The following is a 19,727-nucleotide window of genomic DNA, read 5'->3' as shown; positions in this document are numbered from 1 at the left end:
GGTTAATTAGTGTCGTAAGCATCAAGCCCACAAAATTATTGAGAGGATATACATTGGCGGCTTTCCACACATAGGTGTTTTTTTATGGGTGGATATCAATACGTAACATAAGCTAAAATAACGAGTAAAAAATATATTTACTTTTATTAACAATAAGATGAAAACATGGCAGTGTCTTTGCTAAACATAAATTAGAACTATTATAAAATAAAACACTGTGAGGAAATTTATGACAGATATACAAGACAAAACAACGCCATTGCGTATGCTCATATTAGGGCCAGCACTGATGCTGTTTACCTTATTAGTGCCTTCGCCCTTTGAAGGTATGTCTGCAGATGCATGGCACACCCTCGGCTTAGCACTGTGGATGGCCACCTGGTGGATATCTGAAGCAACTCCTGTTTCAGTCACCGCCTTCCTCCCCTTAATAGTTGCGCCAATTGTTGGTATAGCACCTATCAAGGTTACAACATCGTCTTATGCGCATCCTTTAATATTCCTTTTCCTTGGTGGCTTTTTTATCTCCATTGCGATGGAAAGATGGAATTTGCATAAACGCATTGCCTTAAAAGCCATGTCGTTATGTAGTACTAAACCAAGCCATCAAATTGGTGGCTTGATGCTTGTTACCGCTTTCTTATCGATGTGGATGTCTAATACCGCGACCGCAGTAATGATGTTACCGATCGCGTTATCTATCATCGAGATGGTTAAACAGAAGCAAAATGGTAGTACCCCTGAAAACTTTTCAAAACCAATGTTATTAGCTATTGCCTTTTCCGCAAGCATCGGTGGTTTAGCGACTTTAATTGGTACACCTCCTAATGCTCTGATGGCGGCTTATTTAGCCGATAGTTACAATATTGAAATTGGTTTTGCCCAATGGATGATTATTGGTGTACCGTTAAGTACAGTATTGTTGGTTCTGTGCTGGTTCATTTTGACCAAGGTTTGCTATCAAGTTAATGAAGGAGATCGTGTTGATACCAACAGCATGTTCAAAGAAAAACTTCAGGAATTGGGCCAAATGAATAAAGGTGAGAAACTGGTTTTGTTTTTCTTTGCTTTTGCCGCTATCGGTTGGATTTTTAGACCATTAATAGCCAAAATGACTGGCTTAGCTATATCAGACACCGGCATCGCTATGTTTGTTGCTTTATTATTGTTTGTCGTCCCTGTTGATAGTAAAAAAGACATCCGTATTTTAGCCTGGGAAGACACAAAAAAATTACCTTGGGGTGTCTTATTACTTTTTGGTGGTGGTTTAGCCCTAGCCAGTTTAATAAAAAAATCAGGATTAGCGGGTTATATAGCAACTCAGCTTGAAGCAACCTCGAGCATTCCTGTTATTGCTGCTGTTTTAGTCGTTACCATTACCATTTTATTCTTAACTGAAGTAACAAGTAATACCGCCACTGCCGCAAGTTTTTTACCCTTACTAGGACCTATAGCAGTAACATTGACTGATGGACCTTTAATGCTAGTCATTCCTGCCGCATTAGCTGCGAGTTGTGCCTTTATGATGCCAGTAGCAACTCCGCCAAACGCTATCGTATTTAGTTCTGGAGAGTTACGTATCGCTGACATGGCCAGAGCAGGTTTTTGGCTGAATATTGCGGCTATATTTATGATAGTCATAATGATGTTAACTACCGTACCTATGGTATTTAATGTGTAACTAACGTTTGTTTAAATCGATGTAAACACCGGGTACTTCATCTGGTGTTTACTTCACAGGTTACCTGTGTTCAGTTTCATCACCAAAGCTCAATCGAACAAATCAGCTAAACGAGACTAGCTACTACCTAGCCTAAACTCAGGTAAAAACCTGAAACATCTCCTCTACACAAGCTATTTAGGCACCTACATAAAATACCGACTAAATAATATAACGTTCAGTGATCCATGAATAATCAATCACGACCCAATGGCCGTAACTCAACGCTTTAAAAAGCACAAGGAACCTGTTCTGCAACTGTCTGAGAGGCAATTTGGCCAAGTAAGGCTTGTTCAGTAGCAGTTCCTGGTAAGTCTGCAACATAAGGTAATGTATCTGCTATTTGACCACTAACTACTTGATACAATACCAAAGCGCTGAGTAAAGCACCTAACTCGGTTGCATGATTTCCATCCGCTTGATAAAGATTTAACTCAGGCTCTATAGCTAACACTTTATTCCAACTTAGCCCTACTGGGGCAATGCAGCTAGACTCTTCATCGGCAATATCAACATGGATACTATGCACATAACCCGCTTCTGTAACACTTCCCTTTTGGGGATGTTCAGGAAACAATATTGGCGTAGCGCCTTTTTTCTTCGTACGTTGAATCCAAGTTTTTGCAGCTTCTGTTGAATAAAGCACTGATTGACTCTGAGAGTACTTCTGACCTTGCAAGATAATATGGGTCCACGGCCTCGTTTCTATTAATTCTATCAAACTTTCTTTATCAACAATTACATCTAAAAAGGCACCAACACGGGTATCAATATTGATTTCTTTTTCTTCAAAGCCATGCTGAAAGATTATGGTCAGTAATTTTTGTATTGACTGAACATGGCTATTTCCAATAACAAGCACTTGATAGGCATCGAGTGCTCTATTGTCAGGAATTGCCAAGTTTTCAGCCTCCCCGACAGGCTCTGGCTTTTTCACTTCGGGGATCACCTGGGTTTTGGCTGCCCCTTCAGAACCGCTACCACAAGCTGAAAGTAACAATATTAATGGTAAAATAAATATACTTGATTTCATCTTTCCCTCGATTAAAATTCAAAAATTCATACCTGAGTCTGTTAACATACATATTTCAGCTAATTTAGGTATTCAGTTTAATAGTGAAATGACTACTATTTCTTAAAACGAGAAATAAGACTTGATGTATCCCAACGGTTGCCGCCATTCTCTTGTATTTCTTGATAATAACCATCAAGTTGCTTAGTAATCGTTAAATCAGCGCCTAACTTTTCAGCTTCCTCAAAAGCAATAGCTAAATCTTTCCTTACCCAATCAACAGCAAAACCAAAGTCAAACTCTCGCTTACACATGGTTTTACCACGATTATCCATCTGCCAAGATCCAGCTGCTCCTTTGCCAATAGTATCAAGTAATTTGTCAGTATCTAATCCTGCTTTTTGGGCGAAGTTCAACCCTTCAGCTAAACCTTGCACTGTATTGACAAAACAAATTTGATTAACCATTTTAGCTAATTGCCCTGAGCCAACAGGCCCCATGATTTGACTAAAACGGGCAAATGCAGCCATAACAGGCTCTATTTTAGTAAAAACATCTTCATCGCCACCTACCATGACCGTTAATACGCCATTTTCGGCGCCTGCTTGACCGCCCGATACTGGCGCATCAAAAAAATGTTGGCCATTTTTATCAGCAATAGCAGAGAGTTCAACCGCAAGCTCTGCTGATGCCGTGGTATGGTCGACAAAAATGCTTCCTTTAGGCAGCCCTGCAAAAATTCCATCACCACCTAATGATACTTGCCTGACATCATCATCATTGCCAACACAGGCAAAGACAATGTCACAACCTTTTGCCGCTAACGCAGGGGTTATTGCGACATCACCACCATATTCTTTTTGCCAGGCTAAGGCTTTGTCGCTGTTACGGTTATAAACACAAACTTGATGACCGGCTTTTGTTAAATGCCCTGCCATTGGGTAACCCATTACGCCAAGACCTATAAATGCTACTTTCATACTCCAACCTTTTAAGTCGTTACTTTTAATGGGATCAGTCTACTTCAGTTTATTTATTTGCTCTAGCATCTTTTCAACCTTTCAATTTTGCACTAAAATAAAAAAATGAGTTGTGCGCAATTAAATTTCATACAATTTACATATTAGGTTCATAAACCAGCTAATCGCTTTACATACACTTTAGAGGAATATTTAAATGAGTAATATTTATCAGTTCACCGTTCTAAACAATAAAGAAGAAACTATTGAATTAAATCAGTTTACCGATAAAGTATTGCTGATTGTAAATACAGCAAGTCACTGTGGCTTCACTCCTCAATATCAAGGGTTACAAACACTACATGATTCATTTCATGCAAAAGGGTTTGAAGTATTGGCCTTTCCTTGTAATCAATTCAAACAACAAGAAAGTGGTAATAACGAAGAAATTCAGCAATTTTGCGACTTACACTTTAATATAAAATTTCCTTTATTTGATAAAATTGACGTCAATGGCAGTGATGCTCACCCTCTGTTTGATTTTTTGAAACAAGAAGCTCCGGGCATTCTTGGCTCTAAGTCAATTAAGTGGAATTTCACAAAATTTTTGATTAACCGCCGCGGCGAAGTAATAAAACGATATGCGCCAACTACAAAACCTGAAGCCATTACCGCTGATATTGAAAAGTTATTGAAATAACATGAGTACTAATTTACTGCTCGAAAAACAATTATGTTTTCGTCTTTATAGCTTGAATAAATTAATGTGCCGACTGTATGCCCCCATTTTAAAGGATCTAGACTTAACTTATCCTCAATATCTAGCCATGCTAGTTTTATGGCAAAACATGAAAGGTATTTCGGTTAAGGACTTGGGTAACCAACTTGATTTAGATTCTGGCACACTGTCCCCTTTATTGAAAAGAATGGAGGCACGGGGATTACTGATCCGTGTTCGACAATCGTCAGATGAACGTGTGGTTATCATCAAATTAACTAAAGAAGGGAAAGCACTGAAACAAAGTGCTGAGCATATTCCAGGAGAAATGTTTGCTGTAACGGGCTTAACACCAGAGAAGTTGTTCAGCTTAAATCAAGATCTTGATCAGCTTATGGCAAATATCAACGGTTAAAGTCATTACTAACCAATGAAAGAAAAGTAAGAATAAAGTTTTATCATACTTACTTTTTTATTTAGATAACGAAAACATTAACGGGACATTATCGCCCCGCTAAACACTTGTTAAGAAAACAACGTATTATGTAATTTTTCAACCACAAAGTTGGCGTCGCCTTCATTCACTAAAAAGCATAGATTATTAGCACTAGCTCCATGACAAATTAATCGGATGTTTACGTCATTAATCGTTTCAAAAATACTTTGACCAATGCCCTTAGCGCACGTTAAGCCATTTCCTATAACAGCAACTAGCGATAAACCATGCTCCACACTAACTTCACATAATTGCTCTAATTCTGCGACAACCGTATTAGTGATTAATGATTGCGTTGAGCCACTTGGGTTATCAAAAGTTAACGCTACACTAATTTCACTGGTCGTGATCAAATCAATGCTTAACTCGTGTTTTGCTAACACACCAAATACCTTTGCTAAGAAACCGCTTGCATGTAACATAGCTGGGCTTTTGACCGTCACTAATGTTTGCTCACGTCTTAATGCAATTGAGCGATAAGTAGGGTTTGAGTCAACCTTTTGCTTGATTTGTGTGCCGCCCTTTTCTGGCTCTTTACTTGAGCCAACAAAAACAGGAATATTCTGACGCATTGCTGGAATAAGTGTTGCGGGATGCAATATCTTAGCACCGAAAGTAGCCATTTCAGCCGCTTCACCAAAGCTGATTTCTTTAATCGCTCTCGCTTGATCCGTTATACGCGGGTCAGTGGTAAATATACCAACAACATCGGTCCAAATAGATAAATTATTACCATTTAATGCTTCAGCGAGTAATGCGGCAGAATAATCAGAGCCACCTCGCCCCAGGGTAGTCGTATGACCCTGGCTATCTTGACCAATAAACCCCTGAGTAACAATGACTTTATTCTTAAGTTTTGGCGAGAGAAGTTGTGCGCTTTGCTCACTCAATTGATTAAGGTCTACTACGGCCTTGCCATATAAACTGTTCGTTTTCATCACTTGTTGCACATTGAAATACTCACCTGGAATATCAACTGATCGCAATACTTGAGCAAAAATCCGTGAGCTAAATTGCTCTCCAAAAGCAAGAATAGCATCACCCGTTCTTGTCGAGTATTGTAATAATTGCGTTAAAGCATGCTGCGTGAGCTCTTCAAGTAAACTATCTATTTCATCATTAAGCTGTGTTTCCACATCACTTGATAAATGCTGAGTAATATTGACTTGAATGGCACGTATATTTTCAATAATATCTTTTTGTTCAATGACAGAAACATTTTTCTGGCTTAAACGTACAAGTAGGTTTGTCACACCTGAGCTGGCTGATACAACCACTAAACGATTGCTGTGATCATTTTTAATAATATTGGCGCAGCGAAGCATAGCTTGGTAGTCGGCAACACTAGTACCGCCGAACTTGGCTACAGTTAACGATGATGTAGATTGAACTGAATTCACAAATTTCTCCCATAAAAATACTAGTTACTTACTGAGCTCTTTGCTGAGTAAATTAACTATTGGAAGAGCATGACTGAGTAGGTAGCGAGTGATGTATTTTGCACGTTTAACGGGTTGTATAATTAAACAGCAAAAAAAACGAAACTTTTTCAGCCAGAAGCTCTCCACCTTTTGTTTGATACCTAATAGAATTAGATAATTGTTAACAAATACGTCAGGTGACAGCCATAAGGATTCAACCTCAGTGACCGAGTATTTAAATCCACCTTTAAATACTCTCGGCGATAACTTCCCTCAAAAACGGTATTTGGAATGTGGTTCCTCTCGTTTTCTACCTAAGTTTCGCACCTCTTCTGGTACATTATTTTTTAGAGTATTCACCCTAAACCACAATGCGAAATCATTAGACCCGATTTAAGCTAATAATGCAACAGGCTATTAGTCAGTTTTTATAAGTTTTAGTGATTATTATTCATTTATTGTGAATATTTTTAGATAGTCTATTACGGCTTTGTTAACGGCGAAATGCTAAAAGGTGTGCTATATGTATACTTATTAAAGATATAAATAATTGCTCTGACTATATTTCACTCGCTTAGGTTATTGGTTTATTTACTAATTAAATTCTGCAAAAGGGGAACTTTTTCAGTAAACACTATACAATGATAATGTGTATACAAATCCGTTTTATTCAAAATTAGATACAGGAAGCAACGATGAGCAATAGTAAAGAAGATAAAGAAAATACAGATGAGGAGCTTATTGTTGAAAATTCCGTTTATCGTTCTGATCACATAGTTGGTGAAAATAACGTAGAAATAATGGGCATGGATTTACATAATCCTGTGTTCTTTTTTTCATCCACACTAATTGTAATCTTCGTTCTATTAACCTTAATATTTCCTGAATTAGCTAAGCAATCTTTCGATGCGACAAAAAGCTGGTCAATCAATAACTTTGACTGGTTATTTATTGTCAGTGGTAATCTTTTTGTACTTTTTTGTTTAGCTTTAGTTGTTTCACCGCTGGGAAAAATTCGACTGGGTGGTACCCAAGCACAAACAGAGTTTAGTAAGTTATCTTGGTTTTCTATGCTGTTTTCTGCCGGCATGGGCATAGGCCTAATGTTTTGGAGTGTCGCCGAGCCTGTAGGTTATTTCACTAATTGGTATGGTACCCCGCTAAATACCCTTGAAGGGACTCCAGAGGCAGCAAAAATGGCGATGGCCGCAACTATGTTTCATTGGGGTTTACACCCGTGGGCTATTTATGCAGTAGTCGGTTTATCTTTAGCTTTTTTCACTTTTAACTGCAACATGCCACTGACGATTCGTTCTTCTTTTTATCCTTTATTAGGGGAGCGTGTTTGGGGCTGGCCAGGTAATATTATTGATATTACTGCAGTATTAGCGACCATATTTGGTTTAGCAACCTCTTTAGGCTTTGGCGCACAGCAAGCTGCTGGCGGTTTAAACTTTTTATTTGACGTACCTAATACCATAAACACTCAAATCGCTATTATTTTTGGTGTTACGGTTGTCGCTATATTTTCAGTTACCCGAGGTTTAGATGGCGGAGTTAAGCTATTAAGTAATATTAATATGTCACTTGCCTTAGTGTTAATGCTATTTGTGATCATTACTGGCTCAACGTTGGTGATAATTAATGGTGTTGGCATTACCCTGCTTTCTTATGTCGAAAACATCATACCGTTAAGCAACTGGATTGGTCGTGATGACGAAACATTTTACCATGGCTGGACTGTTTTTTATTGGGCTTGGTGGGTTTCTTGGTCACCTTTTGTTGGCATGTTCATCGCGAGAATTTCGCGTGGTAGGACTGTCCGTGAGTTTATCTTAGCTGTCTTATTTGTTCCTACTTTACTGACATCAATATGGATGGCAACTTTCGGTGGCATGGGACTTGACCAAGTACAAAATGGCATAGGCCAACTAGCTAATGGCATAGGTGATAGCTCTTTAGCACTGTTTCAAATGTTAGAAAACCTACCTTTAAGCAATGTTACTTCTTTCTTGGCTGTTGTATTAGTCTTGGTGTTTTTTATTACTTCATCAGACTCTGGCTCTTTAGTTATAGACAGTATTACTGCTGGTGGAAAATTAGATGTACCAATGCCGCAAAGAGTTTTCTGGGCTTCAATGGAAGGAGTTATTGCCGCTGCTTTGTTATTTGGTGGAGGCAAAGATGCGCTAGGAGCCTTACAGGCAGCAGCGATTACGGTAGGTCTACCTTTTACCATACTGTTAATTATAATGTGTTTTGGTTTGTTCCTAGGATTAAAAAGAGAATATAGTAAACTCAGATAACAAAACCCAGTTTTCTACTAATAAAATTTAATATAGCTAAGCAGCTTAGGGTAATACTTGATATAGTAAATAAATATCAATGCCCTAGGTGACTTAGCTGAATCATATGGATTTATTTCTTCTTAAAAAGATCATTACAGTACTGATCATGCCCATCAATATTGTGTTGATATTACTTATATTTGCCCTTGTTGTTCATCGTAAAAAACCCAAAAATAGCATTAAGAGTTTATCTGCAGCACTCATCATTTTGCTTGTTAGCTCCTTTGCCCCTTTTTCTGATACGGTTATGACTGCCCTTGAAAATGATTTCCCGCCGTATGTTAAAAAAAACCTCTCTATCGATTACATTGTGGTATTAGGATGTGGCCATAATAGCAATCCTGAGTTGCCAGTAACAAGTCAATTAAAGACATGTTCTTTACAGCGCATGGTTGAAGCAGTGCGTATTTATCAACTTCATCCTGAGGCCAGAATAATCACCTCAGGTTATGGCGGAAGTAACCCAATAACAAATGCGGAAACGGTCAAACAATCATTAGTGCTTTTAGGTATTCCAGCGCAAAAAATAATCACAGAGAATTTTCCAAAGGATACTGAAGAAGAAGCGCAACTCATTGCGCCAAGAGTACAAGGAACTCAAGTGATTCTTGTGACAAATGCTGACCATATGCCGCGCTCAATCAACTACTTTCAAGCAGAAGGAATATTTCCCATTGCCGCTCCAACCGGCTATTGGGTAAAGAATCCAGACAGTCACAAAAACTGGGCTCATTACATGCCAAATAGCAAGAAGTTAGAGCAAAGCACGATTGCCTGGTATGAAAGTCTAGGACTTGTTGTTCAGTGGTTTAAATCGCTATTTAGCTGATTTATCCCTTGGGCGCTTTAGGACAATTAACACGATTAAGGGCAGAACCTAGCTCTGCCATAATTTTTAACTTTACACTGGATTGTCAATATCAACAAAAATGACTTCTAATCCATATTTTTCAGCTAAATGTTCCCCTAAGGCTTTTACCCCATAACGCTCAGTCGCATGATGGCCAGCGGCAAAAAAATGTATATCCATTTCATGCGCTATATGGGTTGTTTGCTCTGAGACTTCTCCCGTTAAAAAGGCATCGATGCCCTGCTCTGCTGCAAGCTCTATATAACCTTGCCCACCGCCAGAGCACCAGGCAATAGTTGTTATTGGCTTATTGCTCGGTGCTGGGATATGTAAACATTCTCGCTCAAGTGTAGCATTAATTAATTGGGTAAATTCTTCAGGGCTACATGGTTTTTCAAAACGTCCTTGCAGGGCGACACTTAATGCATTACCAACTTCTAGTGGCTCAACATTTTGAATATTAAATAACTTCGCGAATTGAACATTATTCCCCAGCGTTGGATGAATATCTAAGGGTAAATGATAGGCAAATAAATTAATGTCATTGAGTAAGAGTGCCTTGATCCGATCATGTTTCATACCTCGAATGATATAGGACTCATTTTTCCAAAAGTAACCATGATGTACGAGTATAGCGTCTGCTTGCTCAGCAATAGCTCTATTAATGAGCGCTTTAGAAGCAGTAACACCAGTGATCACTTTATTAATATTGTTATTGCCTTGAATTTGCAGACCATTAGGAGTGAAGTCTTTAATTTGCTGCGGTTTTAACAAGTCAGTTAAATAACACTCTAGTTCATTACTTTGCATAGTTAGGTTACTTTTTATAAAGGAAAAATTAAGATTACAGAAGCTATCGCCTTTGAGGGGTATTATTTCTTCTGATTGTTTTTTTATTATCAGCTAACTCTCTCGGAGTACTTAAGCTGGGTACTTTTACTGGTCTAAATCCTGAGCGGATCTGCCATTTGGGTTTTATTGGTGTTAAAGGTAAAACTCTCTTTTTTGCAACGATGACATAAACAGATCCTAAGGCAGGTAAGTAGTTTTTCGCTAACTTGTGCCAACTTTGTTCTAAACTGTTAGTGCTAACCTTTCCTGCTAAACTACTATGTAAACATCGCTGGTCGGCTAAAATTTCAAATCCCATTAAATGTAGCCAATCTTTTATTCGCATCGGCGAGAAAAAATGTTCATTCCAAGGTGTTTTACTCCGTCTATAGGGCAATAGTCGATTTAGCCCCGCAAAGCTGAGCGGATTAAAGCCTGTCAAGACTAAGTAACCATTGGGAATCAAGACTCTATTAGCTTCACGGACTACGTGATGGGGGTCAAGAGAGAATTCTAACGCATGGCTTAATAAACAAACATCAACACTATGCTCTTGCAAAGGTAGATCATCAATATCTCCAACTACGTTTGAAACACTGTTTTTGTGACTGATACTTACTTGATGATTAATAGTGCAGTCAGGTATTTCTATTTCACTACTTAATGCACCAAGCTTAATCAAATGATAACCAAAGAATTTTTGCCACCAAGGCGCGAGCTCTTGCTCTATTGCTTTTTTAATTACCTCCCCGTTAGGTAGTGCTTGCCACGAGCTAGGGTAATGAGGTTGTCGAAAAGCTAACGCAGGTTTCATAGAGTCTTCTTTTAAGCGTATAATGGTGTTAAGTATATTCTTATTCAAGTATATAACGAACTACAGGTAAAATCTCAAATGACTAACTCACAGCAAACTGTTACTGCAATTAAAGCGTTTAATGATAATTATATTTGGGCAATATCTAGCGAAAACAATACTAACATTGCACTTGTAGATCCGGGTGACGCCTTTGTGTGCATAGACTACATGCAAACTAATAACTTAATTTTATCTGCTATTTTGATCACTCACCACCACAGCGATCATGTTGGCGGTATTGCAAAGCTACTTGAATATGCCAAAGAGAAAGCTTGGTCTGTCACAGTGTATGGCCCTGCTACTGAAAATATCGCTCAACTCGATATTACCCTACAAGAAAATGATAAGGTGAGTATACCTGAACTTAATTGCCAATTTGATGTACTCGACTTACCTGGTCACACTAAGGGTCATATTGCCTATTATGACGACAATAAAGTTTTTTGTGGCGATACCTTATTTTCAGGTGGCTGTGGCCGCTTGTTCGAAGGAACTGCTCAGCAAATGCATCACTCACTAACTAAGCTCGCGAATTTAGCAACTGATACGCTTATTTATTGTGCTCATGAGTATACCCAAGCAAATTTGGCTTTTGCTTTAGCAGTAGAGCCAAATAATATTGACCTGCATAATTATGCAGAACAAGTTAAGGTAAAGCGTCAACATAGTCATGCAACTATTCCAAGCAATATCGCACTTGAGCTACAAATAAACCCTTTCCTTCGTTGCCATAAACATTCGATTAAACTTGCGGCACAAGCCTACAGTAATCAAAACCAACGTAATGATAGTGATGTTTTTGCCGCAATTAGAACTTGGAAAGATAATTTTTAAATCCCCATTGTATGGGCATAAATGACGATTCTTGACTTAGCATAGTGGCAGTAAATGGCCTTACCTTATTATAAAACCAGTGAAATTTACTTTGGTTACTTTACTTGAGCCATAACTCTCTTTTGAGAGTAGCTGCTATAAAAGTCAGGAATTAGAGCTAAGTTGCCAATTAATTAGTCTGATTGGCGTTAAACATGCTAATCTTGCCTATTATTTTAATTCCCGCTGATGTTAACTGGTTATTCATGAAGTATTTATTATTACCCGTTGTAGTTCTTTTAGCTGGCTGTCAAAGCCTATCCCAAAGTGATGGTAATACTGTTACCAACAATGCAGAGTCGCAAGTAGATACTGCTCATCCCGTTGAAATTAATCAAGCACTGTTAGCTGATGAAAGCATCGATGTTATTCATCCTGTTGCTGATGTTGATTTTTCTTTAAATAATACCTTAAAAGATCAGAAAGCCATTAATGAAAATAATATTTGGCCGCGTATTCGTAGCCAATTAACTTTCGACATTCCGAATCAAAAACGTCTTATTGCTCAGAGAAATTGGTATGTAAAACATCCAAGTTATCTTAACCGTGTCGCCAAACGAGCTGAGCCCTTTCTTTATTATATTGTTGAAGAGTTAGAAAAGAATGACATGCCCATCGAACTCGCCTTCTTACCAATTGTAGAAAGTGCTTTTGATCCCTTCGCTTATTCACATGGTCGTGCTTCAGGCATGTGGCAATTTGTGCCTGGTACAGGTGAGCGCTTTGGTATGAAACAAAACTGGTGGTACGACGGCAGACGTGATGTCGTTGCTTCAACCGAAGGTGCCATCAAATATTTAAAATACCTGCATAAATTTTTCGATGGTGATTGGATGCTCGCCCTCGCGGCATATAATTCAGGCGAAGGTCGTGTGAGAAATGCAGTAAGAAAGAATAAACGCTTAGGCAAATCGACCGATTTTTGGTCGCTTGATTTACCTAAAGAAACACGCGCTTATGTGCCCAAACTATTAGCATTGGCTGATATTGTAAAGCGACCTACAGACTTTAAGCTATCACTTTATTCGATCGACAATAAAAGTGTTTTGAGCCAAGTAAACATTAAATCACAGCTCGATTTAGCGAAAGCAGCGACATTAGCAGGTTTGTCATTAGCTGAGTTGCAAGGATTAAATCCAGGTTTTAATCGATGGGCTACGGATCCTGATGGTCCGCATCGTTTATTGTTACCTTCTCACACTGTAGAAAAATTTGAACTGGGTCTGAATAAGCTCAGTAAAAAAGATCGACTGGCTTGGCAACGCTATAAAATTAAAAACGGTGATAACTTAGGGGTTATTGCCAAGAAATTTAATACTCGCATCGATTTAATACAGCAAGTAAATAATATTAAAGGTAATCAAATTCGAGCAGGAAAGCACTTACTTATTCCTGTTGCTGCTAAATCATTAGATAGCTATGTTTTTTCACAAGAACAGCGTATTGCTAAAAAACAAAACCGCCCTCAAAAAGGTCTAAAACTCGTTCATACCGTAAAGTCAGGTGATAATTTATGGGACATTGGTCGTAAATATGGCGTGAATAGCAAGAGTATTGCTAACTGGAACGGTTTTGCTCCAAGAGATACTTTAAAGCTCGGTCAAAAGTTGGTGATTTGGCAAAAAGGTAGCTCGAAAACAAATAAGTCGAATTATGCGAACAGTAAAACAGGTAATAATGTCGAAAATGCAATAATGCGAAATATTACCTATAAAGTTCGCCGCGGCGATTCATTTGCCCGTATCGCCGATAAGTTTAATGTTAGCATTAGTGATATAGAACGCTGGAATAATCTTGATAGAAATAAATACTTGCAGCCGGGACAACGATTAAAACTATCTGTTGATGTCACTAATAATATTTAGATTTACACATAACCTTTATCTAACTTGATAAGGAAAATTTAATCATTTAAAAAAGCGAGTTTTAAAGCTCGCTTTTTTATTGTCCTCTTATCTGGCAAATAAAATAAAGGTTATAAACGCTGACTAGTAAAATCGACAAAAAATGTTTTCGTTTTCTCTTTCAACTCCACTGTTATCCACAAGCGCCATACCATTTGCTCTTCACTACAGTTAGCCAATAAGCTTTGGGCTAAATAAGCTTTTCCCTCACCCATTTGTTCAAAAAAGACTGGTACTTTACCCATAAACATATCCCTACCTTCAAGGTAAGCAGTAGCGTTTGTAATACTTTGCGTCGTATTTTGCTGAGCGGTTTGTGTTAACTCTATAAAGAAGGGTAACTCAGTTTTAACTTTATCTGTTAATTGATGTTGAGAAAATTTCACACTAAAATCACCAAGCTCCGTGTTTATTTCACATTGGCTCTGACTGGTAATACACTGGGCAACTAAGGCAGTGGCACTCTGGGAAGATGCTTGCTCACTTACCGGTTTACAGGCGCTAATAAGAAATAAGAACCCGATGACGCTGAGCTTTTTTAACATAATTTGAAAAAGATTTTGACACACTGAAAAATCTACCTTTTGTTGTAATACCTATTTTATTCCCAACTCAGAGCTACATTAGTGAGCTTAGAACAAGAAAAATTTGTTAAACTTAGTTAATCTATATTCAACTAATTTTACGCTGTTATCTGTTTGCTAATGAACTCCCAAAGGGCGAGTACCTAATAAAAATAAAGGCTTATATGTTACGTTATTGATTTTGAAAAGGACACTGTATAGATGCAGCTTATTAGAGAATGCCGGAGCATATTCTCCTGAATAACCATTCTCTTCAATCAATGTCATACCTTTAAGGCTATTATTTCTCGCTGAGTTGGAAATAACTTAAGCAACTTGCTATAAAGTTGTTATTATCCGCTAACGCCAGTAAACTAGCTACCTTAAGTATTGGTTAATTGCTACCAATCAACCGTCTTGTTATTGAAAGTTTATACCCCTTAAAAAAGTCCTTATTTAAGTTTAATTGGCATGTAATACTCGTTGAAAATAAATGACCTCATCAAATAAATCGACCAAAAAAAATCCTACTCAACAAAAGCCTCCACGCTATGTTGATTGTGACAATTGTTCAATGCAAGCCATTTGCCAACCAATTGGCTCAAATAATCAGGCTATTGATTTAACGACTAACTACCTAACTAGGCGCGTCGAAGTGACGAATGAGCAAAGTTCATCCCAGTCATTGACCCCGTCAACCGATACGACATTATTTGCACAAGCCAGTCCGCTAACCGCAATATTTGCAGTATGTTCAGGAACCTTCAAATTATGTCAAACTAATGAGTCAGGTAATGAAAAAATTGTTGGCTTTAGGTTTCCTGGTGAATTAATGGGTGAAGACGCATTATTTTTAGAAACTTATAACTACAGCGCAATTGCCTTAGGTGAGAACTCAGTTTGCGAGGTTGTTGTAGACCCCCTTTCCGCTTGCTCGCAATTAGCACCCGAATTGCAACAAAATTTAATTCAGTTGCTAACTAAACAAAGCTATGAGCAACAACGCAATGTGCAAGCAATTACCGGTAAGAATTCTGCTGATTGTTTACTGGCAGCTTTTTTACTAAATATTTGCCAGCGCAATGCTAAACATTCAGGTAATGAATTAGCATTTGAGTTGACAATTAGTCGTCAGGATATTGCCTGTTTTTTGGGTATGCGTCGTGAAACTTTAAGCCGACTTTTATCAAAATTCCAACATGAACAGTTAATTAGCTTTGATGGAAAGCAAATAACCTTATTATCAGTAAATCAGTTAAAACAGCTTGCAAACCAATGATAAATTGCTTGTAAAGGGTTTAAAAGCACAACGAAATAATTGCCTCAAAAAGCCGCTAAGCGAGATGCCTCCTAGGTCTGCTAATATTTATCCTCAGGCAAAAATTAAAATTTGATAAATCTTTGCTAACTCATTGAGTTGCTTTTATCTTTTTATTGTTCAATTAATATCCACAAGCAATTTAAGGGCAATTCTCTTTTATTGATCTACATCAAATTTAAACGCGCATAGTTGTTGATTTATATCCTTGCCAAGGGGTAAAATTGCTGCGATTTAGACACATTTGCTTACACGGATGTGACATATCTCACAGCTCATAGAGCAAACACACAGAGTTAGTATGAATTGTGTCCTATATCTAAGGCTTTTCATGTTTAGGTATTACAGCAAGAAATACTTTCTGATTAATAATAACACTGCGGAATCCTTAACATGACCACAAGTAATACGTCAGCAGTAGACTACAACTTCGATGTTGTACGTCAGTTTACTGTAATGACTGTAATCTGGGGAATCGTGGGTACACTAGTAGGTGTACTTATCGCGGCACAATTAATTTGGCCTGCGTTAAACTTTGATACACCTTGGTTAACCTACTCCCGTCTTCGTCCACTTCATACTAATGCTGTAATTTTTGCCTTTGGTACAAGTGCTTTATTTGCCACGTCTTATTACGTTGTGCAACGTACCTGTCAAACGCGACTATTTGGCGGTAAGTTAGCATCTTTCACTTTTTGGGGCTGGCAAGCTGTTATCGTAGCAGCGGCAATCTCTTTACCTTTAGGTTATACCTCTACCAAAGAATACGCAGAACTAGAATGGCCAATTGACATTCTTATTGCTGTTGTTTGGGTTTCGTATGCCATCGTCTTCTTTGGTACCCTAGTTAAACGTAAAACTTCGCACATTTACGTAGCTAACTGGTTCTTTGGTGGTTTTATCGTGACTGTTGCTGTGTTACATATCGGTAACTCAATGGTTATACCTGTTTCAGCAATGAAATCATATTCACTCTATTCAGGCGCCATTGATGCCATGATGCAGTGGTGGTATGGTCATAATGCCGTTGGTTTCTTATTAACTGCAGGTTTCCTAGGTATGATGTATTATTTCGTACCAAAACAAGCAGAACGGCCTGTTTATTCTTACCGTTTATCTATTGTGCATTTTTGGGCATTAGTTTCTTTATACATTTGGGCTGGTCCTCATCACTTACATTATACTGCTCTTCCTGATTGGGCTCAGTCAGTTGGTATGGTAATGTCTATCGTATTATTCCTTCCTTCATGGGGTGGTATGATCAACGGTATCATGACGCTTTCTGGTGCTTGGCATAAACTTCGCAGTGACCCTATTTTACGTTTCTTAATTGTTTCATTATCTTTCTACGGTATGTCTACCTTTGAAGGTCCTATGATGGCAATAAAATCAGTTAATGCCCTATCTCATTATACTGACTGGACTGTTGGTCACGTACATTCTGGTGCGCTAGGCTGGGTAGCTATGGTTTCAATTGGTGCAATGTACCACTTAATTCCAATCTTATTTAACCAAGGTCGTATGTACAGCATCAAGCTAATTAACATTCACTTCTGGGTACACACAGCCGGTATCGTACTTTATATCGTAGCCATGTGGATTTCAGGTGTAATGCAAGGGTTAATGTGGCGTGCGGTTAATAGTGACGGTACATTAACATATAGCTTTGTTGAGAGTTTAACCGCTTCTTATCCATTCTACTTCATCCGTTTCTTAGGTGGTGTATTAGTGGTAACTGGTTTCTTATTAATGGCTTACAACATGTTTAAAACAATTGGTGCTAAAGACGGAAGTCTTAAGCCTCTTGAAGTAGCTTAAGGAGAGCCATATGAAAAATTCACATGAAAAAGTTGAAAAGAACGTTGGCTTGTTCTTCCTATTTACTGTCTTTGCAATCAGCATCGGTGGTTTGGTAGAAATTACGCCATTGTTCTTCCAAAAAGAAACAACGACACCAGTTGATAACTTGAAACCTTACACTGCTCTACAAATGGAAGGTCGTGATATTTATATCCGTGAAGGTTGTAGCAACTGTCATAGTCAGATGATTCGTCCTTTCCGTGCAGAAACAGAGCGTTACGGTCATTACAGTGTTGCTGGTGAAAGTGTGTGGGAACATCCATTTTTATGGGGTTCTAAACGTACTGGTCCAGATCTAGCACGTGTTGGCGGTCGTTATAGTGATGATTGGCATATTGCCCATTTAACCGACCCTCGTTCAGTGGTTCCTGAGTCAAATATGCCTGCGTATAATTGGTTAAACACCAATACGCTTGATGGTGAGTTAATCGGTAAGAAGCTAGAAACATTTAACTTCCTAACCCGTAACCGTAGTCATAAAGATGAAAATGGCAACGCAATTCCGCTTTATACACAAGCAGAAATTGACGGTGCTAAAGATGCTGTAAAAGGTAAAACCGAAATGAGTGCCTTGGTTGCCTATTTGCAATCACTTGGCCATGCATTGAAGTAAGCTAAGCATCATGGATTACGGAACACTCAGAGGGTTTTTTGCCCTCCTTATATTGGCATTGTTTATTATCATCGTTGTATGGTCTTATTCAAAAAAGCGTAAAGACTCATTCGATGATGTCGCAAACTCTATTTTTGAAGAAGACAAAGTAGACTCAACAGATAATAAACGCCATCACGATAAAGAAAGCAAACAGGAGACGAATAATAATGTCTAGCTTCTGGAATATATGGGTTTGGGTTCTTACCCTTGGCTCGTTAGTAGGGTGTTTTTTACTACTACGTATGTGCTTAAAGAACTTTGCAGGCGTTAAAGAAGGCGAATCAATGGGTCATACATTTGACGGCATTGAAGAGTTGAACAACCCTTTACCTAAATGGTGGAGCACGTTTTTCTTACTAACTATCATTTGGGCATTTGGTTATATTGCACTTTATGGTTTAGGCAACTGGACTGGCTTTTTAGGCTGGAAAAGCTCAAACCAAGGTATTTTAAACCTTGCGGAATCAAAAGCTAAAACATTAGAGAGTTTACAGAAAGACTCTGGTGTATTAGTACAATATGACCGTGAAGTTGCTGCCGCTGATGCTAAATTTGGTCCAATCTTTGAAGCTTACGCAGCGCGTAGCATTGAAGATTTAGCCACTGACGGCGAAGCATTAAAAGTAGGTCAACGTTTGTTCATTCAAAACTGTGCACAATGTCATGGTTCTGATGCACATGGTACTACCGGCTTCCCTAACCTAACTGATAAAGATTGGTTATATGGTGGTACACCTGAAGTAATCAAAGAATCGATTATGAATGGTCGTATTGCTTCTGGCATGATGGCTTGGGAAGGCGCATTAGGCGGCGACCAAGGTGTTAAAGAAGTTGCTGCTTATGTTATTAGTTTAAGTGGTCGTTCTGTTGACCCTGAATTAGCGAAAGCGGGTAAAGCTAAATTTGCACTTTGTGCGGGTTGTCATGGTCCAGATGGTCAAGGTAGCTTAGCGTTAGGTATGCCTATGGGCGCGCCAAACTTAACAGATAATGTTTGGTTATATGGCGGTTCACAACGTGCAATTGAAGAGTCTATCCGAAATGGTCGTGCTGGTGTTATGCCGCCTTGGAAAGATATTCTAGGTGAAGAAAAAGTTCACTTGATCAGTGCTTACGTTTATAGTCTTTCTCAAGATTAATAAACAAAAACACTACTGCAATATGTGTTGAATGTACTTGCTCACTCCTTGCTATCTATCGCACCGTGAGCTACCGTTCATCCTGAAGATAAAAACCCTTGTTACAGTTTGTAATCAAGGGTTTTTTTATGCCTTTTAAACGGTACAAAACTAGCTGCAAGTTAATAATAAGGGTATAATCTGGCTCCATATTCACTTGTTAAT

At 38.4% G+C, this 19,727-nt stretch carries 18 protein-coding genes and 1 riboswitch; of the genes, 12 read left to right on the top strand and 6 right to left on the bottom strand.

What is annotated here, in order from left to right:
• Positions 1 to 229 precede the first annotated feature (229 nt).
• The gene (locus tag ND2E_RS03680; RefSeq protein WP_033095323.1) at positions 230 to 1,681 is read left to right on the top strand and encodes an SLC13 family permease; all 1,452 of its coding nucleotides are present in this window, start codon (positions 230 to 232) and stop codon (positions 1,679 to 1,681) included.
• 268 nt (positions 1,682 to 1,949) lie between these two features.
• Here the strand turns inward: ND2E_RS03680 and ND2E_RS03685 are convergent, their stop codons facing one another.
• The gene (locus ND2E_RS03685) at positions 1,950 to 2,753 is read right to left on the bottom strand and encodes a hypothetical protein (protein WP_052056903.1); all 804 of its coding nucleotides are present in this window, start codon (positions 2,751 to 2,753) and stop codon (positions 1,950 to 1,952) included.
• 95 nt (positions 2,754 to 2,848) lie between these two features.
• Complete coding sequence (locus ND2E_RS03690; protein ID WP_033095322.1) at positions 2,849 to 3,712, bottom strand: NAD(P)-dependent oxidoreductase; 864 nt, start codon at positions 3,710 to 3,712, stop codon at positions 2,849 to 2,851.
• Between the two features lie 196 nt (positions 3,713 to 3,908).
• On the opposite strand from ND2E_RS03690, the gene ND2E_RS03695 reads away from it, so the two are divergent.
• Together ND2E_RS03695 and ND2E_RS03700 are read left to right on the top strand one after the other, a co-directional pair.
• Positions 3,909 to 4,391 carry a glutathione peroxidase gene (locus ND2E_RS03695; RefSeq protein WP_033095321.1) on the top strand — a complete coding sequence of 161 codons (483 nt, stop codon included), beginning with the start codon at positions 3,909 to 3,911 and terminating at the stop codon, positions 4,389 to 4,391.
• 1 nt (position 4,392) lies between these two features.
• Positions 4,393 to 4,824: a MarR family winged helix-turn-helix transcriptional regulator gene (locus ND2E_RS03700; RefSeq protein ID WP_033095320.1), complete on the top strand. Its 432-nt coding sequence runs from the start codon at positions 4,393 to 4,395 to the stop codon at positions 4,822 to 4,824.
• A 110-nt stretch (positions 4,825 to 4,934) separates the two neighbouring features.
• Here ND2E_RS03700 and lysC read toward each other — a convergent pair whose 3' ends face one another.
• Positions 4,935 to 6,305 (bottom strand): lysine-sensitive aspartokinase 3, encoded by a 1,371-nt coding sequence (gene lysC / locus ND2E_RS03705; RefSeq protein WP_033095319.1) that lies wholly within the window; start codon positions 6,303 to 6,305, stop codon positions 4,935 to 4,937.
• 149 nt (positions 6,306 to 6,454) lie between these two features.
• Positions 6,455 to 6,666: riboswitch (Lysine riboswitch) on the bottom strand.
• Positions 6,667 to 7,021: 355 nt separating this feature from the next.
• Between lysC and ND2E_RS03710 the strand changes: the two genes are divergently transcribed.
• Positions 7,022 to 8,632: a BCCT family transporter gene (locus tag ND2E_RS03710; protein ID WP_081962102.1), complete on the top strand. Its 1,611-nt coding sequence runs from the start codon at positions 7,022 to 7,024 to the stop codon at positions 8,630 to 8,632.
• Positions 8,633 to 8,738: 106 nt separating this feature from the next.
• Positions 8,739 to 9,503 carry an ElyC/SanA/YdcF family protein gene (locus tag ND2E_RS03715; protein ID WP_033095318.1) on the top strand — a complete coding sequence of 255 codons (765 nt, stop codon included), beginning with the start codon at positions 8,739 to 8,741 and terminating at the stop codon, positions 9,501 to 9,503.
• Positions 9,504 to 9,575: 72 nt separating this feature from the next.
• Here the strand turns inward: ND2E_RS03715 and ND2E_RS03720 are convergent, their stop codons facing one another.
• Positions 9,576 to 10,334 (bottom strand): Nif3-like dinuclear metal center hexameric protein, encoded by a 759-nt coding sequence (locus ND2E_RS03720; protein WP_033095317.1) that lies wholly within the window; start codon positions 10,332 to 10,334, stop codon positions 9,576 to 9,578.
• 43 nt (positions 10,335 to 10,377) lie between these two features.
• Complete coding sequence (locus ND2E_RS03725; protein WP_033095316.1) at positions 10,378 to 11,169, bottom strand: class I SAM-dependent methyltransferase; 792 nt, start codon at positions 11,167 to 11,169, stop codon at positions 10,378 to 10,380.
• A 78-nt stretch (positions 11,170 to 11,247) separates the two neighbouring features.
• Between ND2E_RS03725 and gloB the strand changes: the two genes are divergently transcribed.
• The gene (gloB, locus tag ND2E_RS03730; protein ID WP_033095315.1) at positions 11,248 to 12,045 is read left to right on the top strand and encodes a hydroxyacylglutathione hydrolase; all 798 of its coding nucleotides are present in this window, start codon (positions 11,248 to 11,250) and stop codon (positions 12,043 to 12,045) included.
• Positions 12,046 to 12,290: 245 nt separating this feature from the next.
• Positions 12,291 to 13,949 (top strand): lytic transglycosylase, encoded by a 1,659-nt coding sequence (locus tag ND2E_RS03735; protein WP_033095357.1) that lies wholly within the window; start codon positions 12,291 to 12,293, stop codon positions 13,947 to 13,949.
• Between the two features lie 110 nt (positions 13,950 to 14,059).
• On the opposite strand, the gene ND2E_RS03740 is transcribed toward ND2E_RS03735, so the two are convergent.
• Entirely contained in the window at positions 14,060 to 14,557 is a 498-nt protein-coding gene (locus ND2E_RS03740) for a hypothetical protein (RefSeq protein ID WP_223303684.1), read from the bottom strand.
• 487 nt (positions 14,558 to 15,044) lie between these two features.
• On the opposite strand from ND2E_RS03740, the gene ND2E_RS03745 reads away from it, so the two are divergent.
• The 5 genes from ND2E_RS03745 to ccoP all read left to right on the top strand — a co-directional run bounded on the left by ND2E_RS03745 (position 15,045) and on the right by ccoP (position 19,523).
• Entirely contained in the window at positions 15,045 to 15,830 is a 786-nt protein-coding gene (locus ND2E_RS03745; RefSeq protein ID WP_033095313.1) for a Crp/Fnr family transcriptional regulator, read from the top strand.
• A gap of 432 nt (positions 15,831 to 16,262) precedes the next feature.
• Positions 16,263 to 17,687: a cytochrome-c oxidase, cbb3-type subunit I gene (gene ccoN / locus ND2E_RS03750; RefSeq protein WP_033095312.1), complete on the top strand. Its 1,425-nt coding sequence runs from the start codon at positions 16,263 to 16,265 to the stop codon at positions 17,685 to 17,687.
• Between the two features lie 10 nt (positions 17,688 to 17,697).
• Positions 17,698 to 18,342, top strand: coding sequence for a cytochrome-c oxidase, cbb3-type subunit II (ccoO, locus tag ND2E_RS03755; protein WP_033095311.1), 645 nt, complete (start codon positions 17,698 to 17,700; stop codon positions 18,340 to 18,342).
• 10 nt (positions 18,343 to 18,352) lie between these two features.
• Entirely contained in the window at positions 18,353 to 18,559 is a 207-nt protein-coding gene (locus tag ND2E_RS03760) for a cbb3-type cytochrome oxidase subunit 3 (protein WP_033095310.1), read from the top strand.
• Positions 18,552 to 19,523, top strand: a complete 972-nt coding sequence (ccoP, locus tag ND2E_RS03765; protein WP_033095309.1) for a cytochrome-c oxidase, cbb3-type subunit III — start codon at positions 18,552 to 18,554, stop codon at positions 19,521 to 19,523. Before ND2E_RS03760 ends, ccoP begins: the two co-directional genes overlap by 8 nt.
• Positions 19,524 to 19,727 lie beyond the last annotated feature (204 nt).

Source organism: Colwellia psychrerythraea (genome assembly GCF_000764225.1).
Classification (GTDB): domain Bacteria; phylum Pseudomonadota; class Gammaproteobacteria; order Enterobacterales; family Alteromonadaceae; genus Colwellia; species Colwellia psychrerythraea_D.
The sequence above is the reverse complement of the archived record's forward strand: the minus strand, read 5'-3'. Positions and strand labels throughout refer to the sequence as shown.

What these genes read in the sequence shown, in the direction of transcription:
- ND2E_RS03680 (WP_033095323.1), top strand. Translation starts at nt 230, where the DNA reads ATGACAGATATACAAGACAAAACAACGCCATTGCGTATGCTCATATTA.
- ND2E_RS03685 (WP_052056903.1), bottom strand. Translation starts at nt 2,753, where the DNA reads ATGAAATCAAGTATATTTATTTTACCATTAATATTGTTACTTTCAGCT.
- ND2E_RS03690 (WP_033095322.1), bottom strand. Translation starts at nt 3,712, where the DNA reads ATGAAAGTAGCATTTATAGGTCTTGGCGTAATGGGTTACCCAATGGCA.
- ND2E_RS03695 (WP_033095321.1), top strand. Translation starts at nt 3,909, where the DNA reads ATGAGTAATATTTATCAGTTCACCGTTCTAAACAATAAAGAAGAAACT.
- ND2E_RS03700 (WP_033095320.1), top strand. Translation starts at nt 4,393, where the DNA reads ATGAGTACTAATTTACTGCTCGAAAAACAATTATGTTTTCGTCTTTAT.
- ND2E_RS03710 (WP_081962102.1), top strand. Translation starts at nt 7,022, where the DNA reads ATGAGCAATAGTAAAGAAGATAAAGAAAATACAGATGAGGAGCTTATT.
- ND2E_RS03715 (WP_033095318.1), top strand. Translation starts at nt 8,739, where the DNA reads ATGGATTTATTTCTTCTTAAAAAGATCATTACAGTACTGATCATGCCC.
- ND2E_RS03720 (WP_033095317.1), bottom strand. Translation starts at nt 10,334, where the DNA reads ATGCAAAGTAATGAACTAGAGTGTTATTTAACTGACTTGTTAAAACCG.
- ND2E_RS03725 (WP_033095316.1), bottom strand. Translation starts at nt 11,169, where the DNA reads ATGAAACCTGCGTTAGCTTTTCGACAACCTCATTACCCTAGCTCGTGG.
- gloB (WP_033095315.1), top strand. Translation starts at nt 11,248, where the DNA reads ATGACTAACTCACAGCAAACTGTTACTGCAATTAAAGCGTTTAATGAT.
- ND2E_RS03735 (WP_033095357.1), top strand. Translation starts at nt 12,291, where the DNA reads ATGAAGTATTTATTATTACCCGTTGTAGTTCTTTTAGCTGGCTGTCAA.
- ND2E_RS03745 (WP_033095313.1), top strand. Translation starts at nt 15,045, where the DNA reads ATGACCTCATCAAATAAATCGACCAAAAAAAATCCTACTCAACAAAAG.
- ccoN (WP_033095312.1), top strand. Translation starts at nt 16,263, where the DNA reads ATGACCACAAGTAATACGTCAGCAGTAGACTACAACTTCGATGTTGTA.
- ccoO (WP_033095311.1), top strand. Translation starts at nt 17,698, where the DNA reads ATGAAAAATTCACATGAAAAAGTTGAAAAGAACGTTGGCTTGTTCTTC.
- ND2E_RS03760 (WP_033095310.1), top strand. Translation starts at nt 18,353, where the DNA reads ATGGATTACGGAACACTCAGAGGGTTTTTTGCCCTCCTTATATTGGCA.
- ccoP (WP_033095309.1), top strand. Translation starts at nt 18,552, where the DNA reads ATGTCTAGCTTCTGGAATATATGGGTTTGGGTTCTTACCCTTGGCTCG.